This window comes from Corynebacterium sp. HMSC075F02, assembly GCF_001838335.1.
Taxonomy (GTDB): domain Bacteria; phylum Actinomycetota; class Actinomycetes; order Mycobacteriales; family Mycobacteriaceae; genus Corynebacterium; species Corynebacterium jeikeium_D.
The window spans coordinates 308,188-322,227 of record NZ_KV836313.1 but is presented as its reverse complement, the minus strand read 5'-3'; the positions used below and the strand labels follow the sequence as shown (position 1 = coordinate 322,227).

General features: G+C 56.4%; 12 protein-coding genes. 5 read left to right on the top strand and 7 right to left on the bottom strand.

All coding sequences use genetic code 11. The features are described from left to right. Window positions 1-201: 201 nt before the first annotated feature. Window positions 202-957 carry an SDR family NAD(P)-dependent oxidoreductase gene (locus HMPREF2920_RS07700; protein ID WP_160310026.1) on the top strand — a complete coding sequence of 252 codons (756 nt, stop codon included), beginning with the start codon at window positions 202-204 and terminating at the stop codon, window positions 955-957. A 90-nt stretch (window positions 958-1,047) separates the two neighbouring features. Further along, window positions 1,048-1,491, top strand: a complete 444-nt coding sequence (locus HMPREF2920_RS07695; RefSeq protein ID WP_016421692.1) for a DUF2871 domain-containing protein — start codon at window positions 1,048-1,050, stop codon at window positions 1,489-1,491. A gap of 112 nt (window positions 1,492-1,603) precedes the next feature. On the opposite strand, the gene HMPREF2920_RS07690 is transcribed toward HMPREF2920_RS07695, so the two are convergent. From HMPREF2920_RS07690 to HMPREF2920_RS07680, 3 genes are read right to left on the bottom strand one after another with little or no spacing between them, the layout of a single operon-like run. Further along, window positions 1,604-4,228 (bottom strand): ABC transporter permease, encoded by a 2,625-nt coding sequence (locus HMPREF2920_RS07690; protein ID WP_070600964.1) that lies wholly within the window; start codon window positions 4,226-4,228, stop codon window positions 1,604-1,606. Between the two features lie 21 nt (window positions 4,229-4,249). Further along, entirely contained in the window at window positions 4,250-5,044 is a 795-nt protein-coding gene (locus HMPREF2920_RS07685; RefSeq protein ID WP_172954627.1) for an ABC transporter ATP-binding protein, read from the bottom strand. A 17-nt stretch (window positions 5,045-5,061) separates the two neighbouring features. After that, a complete protein-coding gene (locus HMPREF2920_RS07680) occupies window positions 5,062-6,093 on the bottom strand; it encodes a pseudouridine synthase (RefSeq protein ID WP_049171712.1) in 1,032 nt (343 codons plus the stop codon). Window positions 6,094-6,390: 297 nt separating this feature from the next. Here HMPREF2920_RS07680 and HMPREF2920_RS07675 point away from each other — a divergent pair, with 297 nt between their 5' ends. The 3 genes from HMPREF2920_RS07675 to HMPREF2920_RS07665 all read left to right on the top strand — a co-directional run bounded on the left by HMPREF2920_RS07675 (window position 6,391) and on the right by HMPREF2920_RS07665 (window position 8,926). Then, a complete protein-coding gene (locus HMPREF2920_RS07675) occupies window positions 6,391-7,290 on the top strand; it encodes a universal stress protein (protein WP_005510554.1) in 900 nt (299 codons plus the stop codon). Between the two features lie 344 nt (window positions 7,291-7,634). Then, entirely contained in the window at window positions 7,635-7,928 is a 294-nt protein-coding gene (locus HMPREF2920_RS07670; RefSeq protein WP_049171710.1) for a GlsB/YeaQ/YmgE family stress response membrane protein, read from the top strand. Between the two features lie 377 nt (window positions 7,929-8,305). After that, window positions 8,306-8,926, top strand: coding sequence for a TetR/AcrR family transcriptional regulator (locus HMPREF2920_RS07665; RefSeq protein WP_016421686.1), 621 nt, complete (start codon window positions 8,306-8,308; stop codon window positions 8,924-8,926). Window positions 8,927-8,978: 52 nt separating this feature from the next. Here HMPREF2920_RS07665 and yidC read toward each other — a convergent pair whose 3' ends face one another. The 4 genes from yidC to HMPREF2920_RS07645 all read right to left on the bottom strand — a co-directional run bounded on the left by yidC (window position 8,979) and on the right by HMPREF2920_RS07645 (window position 13,933). Beyond that, complete coding sequence (gene yidC / locus HMPREF2920_RS07660; RefSeq protein ID WP_016421685.1) at window positions 8,979-10,337, bottom strand: membrane protein insertase YidC; 1,359 nt, start codon at window positions 10,335-10,337, stop codon at window positions 8,979-8,981. 196 nt (window positions 10,338-10,533) lie between these two features. After that, window positions 10,534-10,887 carry a histone-like nucleoid-structuring protein Lsr2 gene (locus HMPREF2920_RS07655; RefSeq protein ID WP_005510529.1) on the bottom strand — a complete coding sequence of 118 codons (354 nt, stop codon included), beginning with the start codon at window positions 10,885-10,887 and terminating at the stop codon, window positions 10,534-10,536. A gap of 348 nt (window positions 10,888-11,235) precedes the next feature. After that, window positions 11,236-12,993 (bottom strand): alkaline phosphatase D family protein, encoded by a 1,758-nt coding sequence (locus HMPREF2920_RS07650; protein WP_239660027.1) that lies wholly within the window; start codon window positions 12,991-12,993, stop codon window positions 11,236-11,238. 160 nt (window positions 12,994-13,153) lie between these two features. Then, the gene (locus tag HMPREF2920_RS07645) at window positions 13,154-13,933 is read right to left on the bottom strand and encodes a DUF6474 family protein (RefSeq protein ID WP_049171705.1); all 780 of its coding nucleotides are present in this window, start codon (window positions 13,931-13,933) and stop codon (window positions 13,154-13,156) included. Window positions 13,934-14,040: the final 107 nt, after the last annotated feature.

The window sequence follows — 14,040 nt, the reverse complement described above, 5'->3', positions numbered from 1 at the left end:
GTGTGGGTCGTGGTAGCCAGTTCCCGTGTGGGGTGGGCTGCTGCGGCCCACTTTTGTACCTACGGGTAAACAGAATTAACTAGCGTTTTAGTGCTGCATTTTGCTGTTCGTATGCTTATTCCTATGCGGCGCGCTACGTCGGCGCCGTTTTAATTGCTCGACTCAGTCGGCTGTATCTTGGAATTCATGCGAGTGGGAATCGTGACTGGAGCATCTCGGGGCATAGGCGCCGTCTTTGCCGATAGACTTGGGCAGCTACGTCCAGACCTAGATGAAATTTGGTGTGTTTCTCGTAGCTACAACGATGATTCTTCCGGTGAAGACGCTGAGTTCTCGCAGAGGCAAGGTCCTCGTCTTCGATATCTTTGTCTAGATCAGTCCGATGATGATTTTGGCGATAAACTCCGGAATCATGTTGACCGCCATCACGCGACGATAGTTTATTTAATCCTCAATGCCGCGTATGCGAATTATGGCGATGTTAAAACCCAGGATTTTTCGCAGGCTGATCAAATGATACAGACGAATATTCGCGGTACGGTCGCAGCGGTTTACTCGCTAAACGATTTATTCGAAAAGAACGGCCACATCATTTTCGTTTCATCGATCTCAGCTGTAGCACCAACTCCAGGGCTGGCGGTGTACACAGCATCGAAAGCGTTTATTCGGCACTGGGGTATCTGCCTTGGAGAGGAATTGAAACCTAATGGTGTAACTGTAACTATTTGCTACCCGGGAAAGGTTAAGACCAAGGCGCTACGGGACGTCGTGAAGCAGGCGAAGTCGGTGAAGTTGCGTCTCATGCCGGAGCAGAATCTCAGTTATCTAGTGGAGCGCACGTTACGTGGAGCGGAGAGGGGTCGGGCGGAGGTAGCGCCCGGCCTATATGGCCTGGTGATGGCCCTATCCAAAACTGTGCCGAAACGTGTGGTGGCTCGATTCGCGCGGTTAGTTTGAGGCCGTCTAGATTCGCGGAATCAAACTTTCGTTTAACCCCCTGGGTTTGGTCCGTTTAGAAGCCAGCGTTATCTGAGTAGGCTACGAAGTATGCGTAAGTTATTCACAGCTGCTTCGGTGTATCTCGGTCTTGGTCTGTTTTCTGGCGTTTTCTATCGTGAATTTACCCGTGCGATGGATTTCGGGGATAAAACGCAGCTCAATACGCTGCACACGCATTTCCTTGTTCTTGGCACAATCTTTTTCTTGGTTGCGCTGGCATTGGATGGTCAATTCAATATTTCAGCTGTCAAGGGCTTTGATCGCTGGTTCATCGTTCAGAATGTCGGCATTGTTTGGACGATTGGCATGATGGTGGCTAACGGTATCGTGCACGTTGTTTCAGGCCCGGAGGCCTGGGGTGCGATGTACTCGGGAATTGCAGGACTCGGCCACATTATCCTGACGGTCGGCTTTGTGTGGTTCTTTATGCTTCTCAATAAGGCGCTGAAGAATCGTGAACGCGAGGTTCGCAAGGCCAACGCGGCCGTGTGAATTTCCAGTGGAAATGCGTGAGCTGGATTGCTGATTCGGCGTAGGCGATAAGGCGAAATAGAAACCCCGTGCAGAAACAATATCTGCACGGGGCGCTTTCATATAACGGCGACTATTCGTCTGCGATAGCGGCCAGGGGCGGTGTCTTCGCGGCTTTCTGACCAGGGCCGAGAGCAGCAATAATGCCCACAAGCGCAGACCCAAGCAGCATGAGAACGATCTGCAGCCACGGTACCGCGATAGTATTCAGGCCCTCATCCTTCAGCACGGTCAGAAGTGACCAGCCGAGGAACAAGCCGAGGACAATACCTACAACCGCGCCGAAAATGGAGATTTCCACAGATTCCAGGCGAATCATCCGGCGAATCCCCGAGCGTTGCAGGCCGACGGCCCGAAGCATGCCAATCTCCTGGCGGCGCTCGACAACTGAGAGTGCGACAGTATTGATAATTCCCAGAATCGAAATGATGACCGCCAGGGCCAGCAGAGCGTAGACGATTCCCAGCATGATATCGATAGAGGCATTAGCCAGACCCGCAAACTCCTTAGCAGTCATCACCTGTACTACGAGGTAGTCCGCAACTGCGTCGCTAAGCTTTTGCTTCATTTCATCCATGGAGCCGCTGTCTGCCGCGATGGAATCAGAAATATCGACGTAGGTCTGGAAAGGCAACAGGTGGCTGCTTTTGACATATTTATGGGCGGCTTCGTCGGAGACCATAATCGACTGGCCGGGATCACTTGTGTCAGCAAAAATGCCGGTGACGGGGAGCCGTGTTATGCCGCCTTTGGAAACAACTGCGAGTTCAGTGCCAACGTTCCAACTATTCTTTTTCGCTGTTGATTCGCTGATGACAATTCCCGCATCCGGCTTGGCCAGATCCAGGGAGCCCTGGATGGCGCGAGTGCCGTACCATTTGCCGACGTTGGAGTTGAAAACCGACGCATTACTAGATTCCGGTCCGACTTCAGTTTGTTCGCCGTCGGAAGCTATCATCGTGGCGGCTTCCTCAGGTGGGATTACCAGTAGCGCGCCAATCGACAAGGTTGCGGTGTCGTCGACACCATCGATATCCTTCACTGCGTCCTCGACCCCAAGCGGCAGGGCCGAATGCGCGGTCAGAGGTGGCGAGAGTACGAAGTCAGCCGTCAGATTGGTCTCTGACCACTCATTGACCGCCTCCTTCATGGATACGCCGAACATGCCGATCACAGTCACCAGCGCAAGCCCGAGCGTCAGTGCAAACGATGTGGTTCCCGTTCTGCGCGGATTGCGGTGGGAGTTCGTTGCCGCAAGCTTGCCGACGGTTCCAAAAGGCGCACCTACGACGCGCCCCAGTCCTCCGATCAGAGGCATGGACAGCGCGGGTCCGACAAGCCAGACGGAGGCTACGGCCATCACTGCACCGACACCAACGAAGATGGCACGAATCTTGGTTTCTGCGTCGTTCCACTGCAATGCCCAGGCAATGATTGCGATCGCGGCGGACGCCAGCACAGTACCGGTCCACGTCCTAGCACTGAGGCTATTGCTGGTTGTTTGATCCCCAGAGCGCATGGCTTCTACAGGAGGGACCGCGCCAGCGCGGGCGGCCGGCGTCCAGGCGGCGATCATGGTGATGGCCACGCCGACAAGGAGAGGAACGATGACTGCCACCGGTTCGAATGTCAGGCCATCGCCGGGCATGGAGATACTCATGGCATCGAGAAGCATGAATAGCCCCTGGCTCAGCCCAAATCCCGTGATGACACCTAGTGCGGAACCGATGAGGCCAACAATGAATGCCTCCAAGAGGACGGACGCAGTGAGCTGTCGTCGTGAAGCACCGAGGGCGCGGAGGAGAGCGAACTCCTTCATGCGCTGAGTGACCAGCATGGTGAAAGTATTGGAGATGATGAAGATGCCCACAAGCAGCCCGATGAGCCCGAAAGCGATGAGGAAGTAGTTGACAAAGCTTAAGGCAGAGGAGACACGTTCGGAGGCCTCCTCGGCGAGCTTAGAGCCTGCCTCTACCTTGAGCTCGGGGAATGCTTCTGCGACATCACGGGTAAGCGTGGCAGCGTCAGTGGTGGAATCGGCGGCGAGGGTGAACATGTCCATATGGCTGTCCGCGCCGTAGAGCTTGCGCCACTGATTCTGGGTGAAAAAGACCGCGAGGTAGCCGGTTTCGTCGATGGAGGTATCAGCGATGCCGACAACCTTCACCGTCGCCCGATCGAGGCGGGTGGCCACTTTGATTTCAGTGCCGACGTGGAGGTTGCCGAGTTCGGCGGTGGTGGAGTTGACGACCACCTCACCTGGTGTTTCCGGCGCGTGCCCCTCGGTAACCGTGACCTTGTTGCCCACCGCTTCGGCCGCTGGATAGTAGGGAAGACCCATCGATGGCGAACCATTGGTTTGAATCGGCTTGCCGTCGGCTCCTGTGGCCGTAATGCTGTTGTTGGGATCGCCAATGTTGAGGGCTCGGACCCCGGGGAAGCTTTCGATTTCCTGCGCGGTTTCTTCGGTGAGAGCACCGGGATTGTCAGCTGGGGCCGTCACCACCACGTCGACACCGTCATAAGCGGTACTCATTGCGCCCTTAAAGGCCTTGTCCAGCGATGATGTGAACACAAATGCGCCGGTGATGAAGGCTGTGCCCAGCACGACCGAAATAATTGTGAGCACGAGGCGCAACTTGTGCGAGGTGATATTACGCCAGGCGACGCGGCTTAGCGTGGAAGACGATGATGCCATGGGGAGAGATGACCTGCCTTCCTAAAGATTCTCAATATCTGCCATGCGCGCCAAAATATCGGCGGGCGTGGGGTTGCGAAGCTCGTCAACCACGCGGCCATCCGCGAGGAACACAACACGGTCTGCGTAGGACGCGGCGGTGGCATCATGCGTCACAATGACAACGGTCTGGCCGATGTCATCAACCGCATCGCGGAGAATCGTCAACACCTCACGGGATGAGTTCGAGTCCAAGTTGCCCGTCGGCTCATCTCCAAAGATGATCTCCGGCCGGCTGACAATGGCACGCGCACAGGCGACACGCTGCTGCTGGCCACCGGACAGTTCCGAGGGGCGGTGCGTAAGCCGTTCTTTAAGCCCGAGGCGCGTGGTGATTTCCTCGAACCACTGCTTATCCACCTTACGACCAGCGATATTGATAGGCAGGGTGATGTTCTCCGCCGCTGTCAACGTCGGCACCAAGTTGAAGGACTGGAACACAAAGCCCAGGCGGTCACGCCGCAGCGCCGTAATCTCCTTGTCCGACAGCTTCGACAGTTCCGTCGTGCCGATGTACGCGCTTCCCGACGTCGCGGAGTCCAAGCCGGCCATGCAGTGCATCAATGTCGACTTACCCGACCCGGACGGCCCCATGATCGCGGTGAACTCACCAGCGGCAAAAGAGATATCGACATGGTCCAGTGCAGTAACAGCGGCATTGCCGACACCGTACTTCTTGGTGAGCCCCTCAGCGTAGGCCGCCGCTGGTGGGGCGGAATGCTTCAAAGAAGACTCAGCGGATGATTTGGTGGGGCGTTTTGCATGCTTGGCAGACATGGGGGAGGGGCTCTCTTCTAATTAGATTTGATCAACGGCGAATTAATATCCGGCAGCGAAAGCGGATTGAAAACGCTGCGACGGGAATGGAACGTTCGTTGTTCCCCAGTCACGGGGTCAGCGAAACTCATTTCAACACAGACCAGGTGCAGGGGCTCCGAGGTATTCTCGGCCTCCAGCGGCAGAATCTCCGGGTAGTACTGGTCACCCAGGATGGGAAAGCCCAGTTCACTCAAGTGCAGCCGCAGCTGATGAGTACGTCCGGTGATGGGCTTCAATTGCCACAGCGCAACGCGACCACTGTCGGCAGCGAGGCCGTCGGCGTCCGAAGGCACGTCGACAAGCGAAATGCGCTCGATGATGGTGTGGGCGTTTGGCTCGCCCTCGAGAGTATAAGCCTGCATCTGGCCAGCAATTTTGTGCTGTCGTGTGCGCAATTCCAGTGGGGTCTCGGGCAGGGCTTCGCTGGCCGCGCCAGCGATGGGTGTAGGCGACGTCAGTGCGTGGTAGCGCTTAGTGACTTCCCCCGATGCGAAAAGCCCCTGGTAGGCGCCGCGAACCTCGCGCCGGGCGGTAAAGATGAGCAACCCCGACGTCAGCCTGTCGAGGCGATGCGCGGGAACCAACTCCGGATTACCCAGCTCCCGCCGCAGGCGAACCACAGCAGTTTCCGTAATGTGTCGGCCGCGCGGCATCGTTGCCAAAAACGACGGCTTGTCGACGACCACAAGGTTGTCATCTTGAAAGACAATCGGCATCGGCCCCGCGATTGTGCGCTCCGGTGCCGGGGTGCGGTAAAACCACATTTCCGCGCCGGGCTTCACCATGTCATCTGGACTGTAGGGCACTGAGTTGGCGCGAACGACGAGCCCATCTGCAAAACGCTTGGCCACAGCCGCTTCATCATCGTCTGGGTGGCGGTAGGTTTGACCTGCGATAGCGCCTGCGAGCAGATCCCACGCACGGGTGGGGGCATCGCCACGACGCCCGGGAGCGGCGATGCGGGAGGGGTTGAGCCCATCGCGAATGGGCAGTGGCATGCGACGCATACGGCTGACTTTAACAGGTGCCCCGGATTCACCCGGCGGGCAAGCGGAGCTGCTGGCGCAGGGCTGTGTTGGTACCGCCCCTAATGGCGTAGGTGGACAACATTCTGCCCTGTCGGTCGCAACATAATGGGGGTAGGGTGGAGGTGAAAGTAATAAAAGGGTTGGCTCGGAAGAGTTGACTAAATAGCAAAGCTTGTCCATTAAAATGGCGTCCAAGCAGGTGCGATAGGTGTAGCTGCGTTGCGGTCGGGCCGCGGAGAGCCAATTTTTATGGATCGCATAATAAGGAGGCAATCAATGCCAAGGCAGAACATCATTGTGTGCGCGGTCGATGGCTCGGAGGCATCCAAGACCGCCGTCAAGTGGGCCGCTAACACCGCAGTGAAGCGCGGTGAGCCGCTCCGTCTGGTCAGCAGCTACTCCATGCCGCAGTTCCTCTACGCAGAGGGCATGGTTCCGCCGCAGGAGCTTTACGACGATCTTGAGGCCGAGACCCTGGAGAAGATTAACGAGGCCAAGAAGATTGCCCTCGACTTCGCACCGTCAGTAGATGTCAGCCACCAGATTGAAGAGGGCAGCCCGATTGACATGCTGCTCGACCTGTCTGAGCAGGCAACCATGGTGGTTATGGGCTCTCGCGGTCTGGGTGGGCTCTCTGGCATGGTCATGGGTTCGGTTTCCGCCGCTGTTGTTTCCCACGCATCGTGCCCGGTTGTTGTTGTCCGCGAGGACAACCTGGTCACCGATGAGACCAAGTACGGTCCTGTCGTTGTCGGTGTCGATGGCTCCGATATTTCCGAAAAGGCAACGGAGTACGCATTCCGTGAGGCCGATGCCCGTGGTGCCGAGCTGATTGCAGTTCATACCTGGATGGATATGCAGGTACAGGCTTCCCTGGCTGGCCTTTCTGCAGCTCAGAGCCAGTGGCAGGTTGTGGAAGAGGAGCAGAAGGCTCTGCTCGGCCACCGTCTGGAGAAGTACGCTAAGAAGTACCCGGAAGTGGCCATCAAGAAGGTTGTTACCCGCGACCGCCCGGTTCGTGCTCTGGCTGATGCCTCGGAAGGCTCGCAGCTGCTGGTCGTCGGCAGCCACGGCCGCGGAGGTTTCAAGGGCATGCTGCTCGGCTCCACTTCGCGTGCACTCCTGCAGGCGGCTGCTTGCCCGATGATGGTCGTCCGCCCGGAGACTGACGCCTAAAGCGCCCTTCGAGGGGGCTGAGAAAAGACGCCGGCGGCGGTCGTCGAGGCGCGGTTAGCGCCGAGAGTAGAAACCGTTACCGAATATTTATAAGTAGAACCTAGCCGGTTTCCGACAGGTGTCGGGGCCGGCTTCGGTTTATCCAAATGAGGCCTCTCGTCTGCATAAACCCTGTTTTCATGCAGAAAGTGCAGATTTTATAAGAGTTTTCCTGTGGCTATCCGACTGTTATCTCGCTAGTTTCTCAGTGGCCGAAATGGCCTGATAGTGCTTGCAGTGTATGCAAGAGTTTTCGGAAAGACTTATAGTTGAGTCAGAACGATTTCGGGAAAGGAATATCTATCATGAACGAGATTCTTCTTGCTGCCTCCTTTAGTCCCACGATGGGCTTCATCAGCTGGATTATCATCGGTGGTCTTGCCGGCTGGATCGGCTCTAAGATCATGAACACCGATGAACAGATGGGCGTCGTCCTGAATATCGTCGTTGGTATCGTCGGTGGTTTCTTGGGCGGTTGGCTGCTCACCCTGTTCGGCGTTGATGTCGCCGGTGGCGGAAAGTTCTTCAGCTTCCTCACCTGTCTGCTCGGCGCCGTGATCCTGTTGTGGATTGTCGGCCTGGTTCAAAAGCGCAAGTAAGCCAAGCAAAACAGCGCGACTATGCACGAAGCGTCGTAACGCTGCTATCTACTGGATAGTGAGCTAGAGCGCGGGGCATCTCATCAACATTGAGATGCCCTTTTTTTGTTGTGCGGTTGTCGTGAAGTTGGCGTTCTGCGATTGTCGCGACATCTGTTGGGGGCGGCAATCATCGCACGCTAAAGTAGGACTAGAGGCTGAAAGACTGACTAGTTTGTTCTTTTACAAAATCACAGTCGCAGATACGCCTACAATGGAATATCACAGACTATGAACGCCCTGTTCAGTGCTCTGAAAGCAATGGCGCTAATGCCGGTGTTTGCGAGTAAGCAGCTGTTAGAACGGGGTGTGACTTTGGAAGGACGAGAGGTACTGCCGTGGCAGAAGCGACAACGGGCAAGGGCGCAAAAGGCGGCCGCGCTTCCTCTCGCCGTCGTAACCGCCCCAGTCCGCGGGAGCGCCTCCTGACATCAGCGACAGCTCTGTTTACAACGGAAGGCATCCGCGTTGTCGGCATTGACCGCATCCTGCGGGAAGCTGATGTCGCCAAAGCCAGCCTGTACTCGTTGTTTGGATCCAAGGACAAGCTGGTCATCGCGTATCTGCAAGACCTCGATGCCAAATGGCGGGAGGCTTGGGAGCAGCGAGTGGCCTCGTTGGATACCCCGGCGGAGAAGATTCTCGCTTTCTTCGATCAGTGTATTGCGGAGCAGCCGGCAATCGACTTCCGTGGTTCACACTTCCAGAATGCGGCTAGTGAATATCCGCGGCCGGAAACGGAGTCGGAGCAGGACATCCGCCAGGCCGCAGCCGATCACCGCTCCTGGGTTTGGCAACAGCTACACACGCTGCTGACTGAAAATGAATCTAGTATGCCGTCTGCTCACGCAAATATGCTGTTGCTCTACCTCGACGGCGGCCTCGCGGGTGCCAAGATGTCCAAGGATCTGAACCCGCTGCAGATGGCGCGCGACCTGGCCCGTGACTTGGTCACGTAAATACCTAATTCCCTTTTTTAACGCGCCCTAGTTCTCGCCTTTTGCTCACGGGCTAATCCCGGAAGCGTTTCCAGTCCGACTCCTTTGAGCCGGTGGCTTTCTTAACCATATTCTTCGTATTCTGGCCGAGCAGCATTCCCAGGTTCTTTGCAATCAGAATTGGTTTCGGCCGCTTCTGCGCCTTTTGTGCTTTCTCGGCTTGTCGTTTCATGTCTGCCCGCACTTTAGCCAGGCCGGGAAGCGGCGGAACTATACCCGAGGAAATCTTCATATCCTGCGTCAGGGACGGCAAATTGTCCTGAGCGCCAGGCCTCATCTGGGTCACCATGTAGCGAACCTTCGCAATTTTCAAAGCCTGGGCATATTCTTCGTCCTGCTTTGCTTTACGACGGTCCCGCGATTCCTTCTCAATAGCGGCATATTCGCTCTTATACTGCTTTATTTTCCACGGAGCGAATGCGGATTTGATATAAAAGCGACGCTTGGCCTGCTTTAACTTCTTCTTTTCTTCCCGCTCCGATTCGTATTCACCCTTTTGGTGGTTTTGCAGAGTTCGGAAATCGTCCGTGAGTGGGTAGGTCTTTTCTACATAGCGGGTGAGAATAATATTTTGGGTCAGTGTCCAGAAGTTATTGGTGACCCAGTAGACAATTAGAGCCACAGGTGTTGGGCCAAAGAACCCCGCGAAGAGGATCATCAGCGGTGCGTAGATAAGCATTACGCGCATGAATTTGCTGAGGAATACACTGACGCTATTGGAATAGTCGAGAGTGCGCTGCAACCGGCGGTAGGAAATGACCAAGTTAAAACCGGTGAAAATGGCCGCTGCCACGATGCCGATAATGCAGAAAGCTAACAGCGAATCATGATTGCCCCCAAGGATTTGTAGTTGCTCCGGGTCCATGCGCAGATACGCGGGTAGAGGCTGCCCCAAGAATGTCGCGCTCAGAAAGTCGGAAATCTCATCCTTAGAGATGAATCCGACATTATGAGACGCAGGCAGTCCAGGCCCCTCAGACGCCCGCAGCATGTGCCTCAGCATGCGAACAAGACCCATAATCACGGGAATCTGGACGAAGAGGGGCGCCAGCATTACGGAGGTCTTAATACCTTCGGCTTTGCGCATTTCCTTGCTGGCAAAGTTTACGTATTGTGGCGAGTTCGGCTCGATGCTCCTGCGGTAGCGCTCCTTGAGTATAAAAAGCTGCGGCCGTAGGTTGGCCGTCTTGCGCGCCGAGATAAATTGCTGGAACGCGAGAAACGCCAGAGCGCCACGCACCGTAAACACCAGCAGGAAGAGAGAAAGCGTCCAGGACAGAGAAGATGGCAGGTGAAACACTGAGGCCAGTAAAAGGTGCCACGCCTTAAGGACAAACGAGACCAGCCAAACAAATGGTTCCAAAATAACCACGGGCCGACTCCTCCATGTCAAGGATAAGAAAAGTAAGACAACCGGATTAGGCCGGTGTGCCAATTCCAGCCGCTATCCTAGCGACTCGAATCACCTGCCCCAACTTTAAAACAGGGCCCCGCTGTGGCGGGACCCTGTCTTTAAGATAGTGAAGCTGGATGACATCCAGTGGAAGGCAAACGAACCTGGGTGAGAACTAGTTAGCGCTCTCGTACTTTTCAATAATGTGCTTTGGCAGCGCACCGCGGTCTGCAACATCCATGCCATTCTCTCGTGCCCACTGGCGAATCTTGCGATTGCGATCACGGGCCTCAGCGGCATTGGGATTAGCGGAAGAGCGCTTACGCGGAGCTACAACCGTGCTGTGATCAATAGAAGCGTTCGCAATATACGGTTCTAATACCTGCTCGAACTTCTCAGCATTTTCCTGAGAGAGGTCGAGAATGTAGTTCTTACCGCGGAAAGAGAAACGAACGACTTGGTGATCTGTGGAATCAAGCGGAGTCCCATCAAGGTCGTCGATGTACTGAATTAGTTCGCGGCGTGCCATAGAATCCCTGCCTAAGCTTGGTGCTGAACTTGTAATAATGAAGAAGGCTTACAGTGAAACTTCAATACGGTGAAACTTCAAATTAATATCGAGCCCTTTTTTCTTTCCCCCACAGTATAAGTGCAAAGAAATTTAATGTCTATTGACGATAATTGAGCTCGATTGTGCAACTTATATTGAATACATGGTTTGTTAATAATTCGATTAATTGTGCACAAGAACTTGGGGTAATAAAAAGACGGCCCTGCATGTTGTGCAGGGCCGTCGTGAACAGCAACTACGCCACTGAGGGCGCAATGCGGGGTGCGCTCTCGGTAGTCGTCGTAAAGCGAAAGGACGAGAAGGCGCTTAAGCCTGGGTCATGCCCTGACCCGGCTTGCCGCGGTAGGTAGCGGCGACGAAAAGCGGCTGGTTCGGTTCTTCCTTGACCTCGACAAGGCGGTACTCAGAGGTAACGTCCTCGCGGCCGAAGTAGACGGCAGTGTAGCCGTGGCGGTCGAACTCGAGGTAGTTGACGTACGGGTTCGCAGCCTTGAGTCCAGCGGTAGCAGCCAAGGAAATCGGGTTGTCCTGAGGCAGCTTCACAATGTCATCGATATTCGGGGCGCTGACGGAAGTACAGACAATCTCAATAGCGGCAATGCCGGCACTCGGGTACTCGCCCGGGACCTTCGGTACGTTGCAGTTCCAGGAGGAGTGAATATCGCCGGTGAGGAAGACAACGTTGTCGTAGCCTTCCTTATCCATGATGTTGATCAGCTTACGACGCTCAGCAGCGTAGCCATCCCACTGATCCAAGTTGTACGGCAGGCCGTCCTGAGGCAAGCTCAGCAGCTCGGTGACAGCGCGGGTGGCCTCCGGATCCAGCGGCGGAACCAGCACCGGAGTGAACATGACGGAGTTGCCCACGACACGCCACTTTGCGCTCGAGGAACGCCACTGGCCGAGCAGGTAATTGAACTGCTCAGAGCCGAGCATGGAGCGGTTCTCATCATCGGTCTCGCCAGCGCGGATGAACTTCAGCTGCTGGTCACGGTAGGTGCGCAGGTCCAGCATGGTCAGGTCGGCGAGATCGCCGAAACGGAAGCTGCGGTAGAGCTTTCCGCCCTGGGAGAACGGGACCGCGCGAACCGGCAGCCACTCCAGGTACGCCTGGATAGCGGCGTCGCGGCGGGCAATGTAGTCGCCTTCGGTCTCCGGGTCGTGGTTCTCAGCGCCACTGTGCCAATCATCGTTGGCGACCTCGTGGTCGTCCCAGGTCACAATCCACGGCTTTGCGCGGTGAGCTTCCTGCAGGTCCGCATCGGTACGGTAGGTGGCGTAGCGCAGGCGGTAGTCAGCGAGAGAAATGATCTCGTGAGCCGGCTTGTGGTCACGAACCGGGCCCTTGCCGGAGTAGCCACCGGCCTCGTACTCGTAGATGTAGTCACCGACACACATAATGATGTCGATGCGGTCATTTTCCGCCATATCGCGGTAAGCGGAGAAGAAGCCACTTTCCCAGTTAGCGCAGGAGGTCAGCGCGATGCCCAGGTGATCTGGCGAGGAGTTCACCGGCGGCGCAGTGCGAGTCTGGCCAATCGGGGAAACCTGGCCCGCGTGATTACCAGCGGTGACGGTAAAGCGGTAGAAGTAGTAGGAATTAGCGGAGAGACCCTTGACATCGATCTTGACGGTGTTGTCAGCATCCGGGTCGGTGTTCAGGGCACCAGAGGCAACGATGTTGCCGAAGCCCTCATCAGAAGCGACTTCCCACTTCAGTGCAACAGGGCGGCCCTGGTTTGCACCTGCGGTGTCGCCAGGGTGCGATGTCACACGAGTCCAGATAAGAACGGAGTCCGGCAGTGGATCGCCAGAGGCCACACCGTGTTGGAAGACCTGAAAACCACCAGAACCGCCAGCATTAGCTGAGGACTGCGACTCAGGATTGGCCCCCGCACTAGTAGCGGTCGCCAGGCCGATGGCACCAGCAGCAGCACCGGTAGCGCCGGCACGCAGTACGGCACGACGAGTAGGGGTGAATGGCTTTTGGGCTGTTGCGTCGCTGTTCGAGACTGCGCCGTTCAGATCCGAGGCTGCAGTCTGAGATTTATCTGAAGATGGCATAGCCCTCATTACAGTAGTTCTCAGTCCGTAGCGCCATCGGAGGGAGAAAATAGCCCGATACGGGGGTACTAAGAGCGAAAGCGCGACTATTGCTGCTCAACAACAGTCGCGCTTAGTTCGACGAATCTCGGCGAGTGGCCTTAACCCGAAGCGGCCAGGTTTACGCGCCCAGCTCCGAAATGATCTGGCGATCCAGAGAATCCAGCTCTGCGGTAATGGAGTGGTGTGCGCGACGACGCTGCTCCGGGGTCATCTTCTCGGCAGTGTTAATGGCGTCAGTCATGACATCCAGACGCGAGTTGGCGTCCTTGATAAAACCATCGGTACCCTTGACACCCGACTTACGCAGCTCTGTCAGTGAACCACGAGTGGCCTCAATGCGGGCCAGCAGCGGCGCACCGTGCCCCTGGTAACGAGCGGCATCATTAGCGGAAACACCGAACTTCTGCGCGGCCGAAGAGTGTTCACGGCGCTGAATGGCAGTGATGGCGCGGTAGGCCAGCGGAACCAGCACCGGTACCAGCAGGCGTGCGCCACCGATCCACGACTTTGCCTTGTCCTTGTTGAAGCCCTGGCTGCGCTGCTGTTGCAGGATCTTCTCGGCCATCTTGGTCTGGTGACGCTGCTTGGCGGCCAGCGCCTTCTTCTCGTCCTTGGCACTTGCCTTGCGGATCTTCTCCGCGCGCTTCAGAGCACGGCTTTCCAGCTTGAGTTCCTTCTTACCGAGCTTTTCCTCAGAACGAACGCGGCCAGCGGCCTCCTTCAGCTCCAGCTTGTGCTGGTGCTTCTGGTCGCGCTTAGCGGCCTTGACCTCAGCCTTATGTGCCTTGCGATTAAGTCGAGCTGCGTGGCGAGCCTCTTCCTTAGCCTTCGCCTTGGCAGCCTTCACCTGCTTGGCGGTTTCGCGCCGACGCTCACGGATGTCACCCAAGAAGCTCATTTTTTCCTTCGCCTAGTTGCTCGCAGATAGTCCCTCCGGAAAAGTGGGGCGGAAAACCCGTAAACCCCACCGCGCCGGAGTGCGCTTGCCAGATGCAGTGGCTGCAT

Excerpts from the sequence above, each read along its gene's own strand:
- HMPREF2920_RS07675 (WP_005510554.1), top strand. The coding sequence starts at position 6,391 with ATGCCAAGGCAGAACATCATTGTGTGCGCGGTCGATGGCTCGGAGGCA.
- HMPREF2920_RS07645 (WP_049171705.1), bottom strand. The coding sequence starts at position 13,933 with ATGAGCTTCTTGGGTGACATCCGTGAGCGTCGGCGCGAAACCGCCAAG.
- HMPREF2920_RS07680 (WP_049171712.1), bottom strand. The coding sequence starts at position 6,093 with ATGCGTCGCATGCCACTGCCCATTCGCGATGGGCTCAACCCCTCCCGC.
- HMPREF2920_RS07670 (WP_049171710.1), top strand. The coding sequence starts at position 7,635 with ATGAACGAGATTCTTCTTGCTGCCTCCTTTAGTCCCACGATGGGCTTC.
- HMPREF2920_RS07695 (WP_016421692.1), top strand. The coding sequence starts at position 1,048 with ATGCGTAAGTTATTCACAGCTGCTTCGGTGTATCTCGGTCTTGGTCTG.
- HMPREF2920_RS07655 (WP_005510529.1), bottom strand. The coding sequence starts at position 10,887 with ATGGCACGCCGCGAACTAATTCAGTACATCGACGACCTTGATGGGACT.
- HMPREF2920_RS07685 (WP_172954627.1), bottom strand. The coding sequence starts at position 5,044 with ATGTCTGCCAAGCATGCAAAACGCCCCACCAAATCATCCGCTGAGTCT.
- HMPREF2920_RS07650 (WP_239660027.1), bottom strand. The coding sequence starts at position 12,993 with ATGCCATCTTCAGATAAATCTCAGACTGCAGCCTCGGATCTGAACGGC.
- HMPREF2920_RS07690 (WP_070600964.1), bottom strand. The coding sequence starts at position 4,228 with ATGGCATCATCGTCTTCCACGCTAAGCCGCGTCGCCTGGCGTAATATC.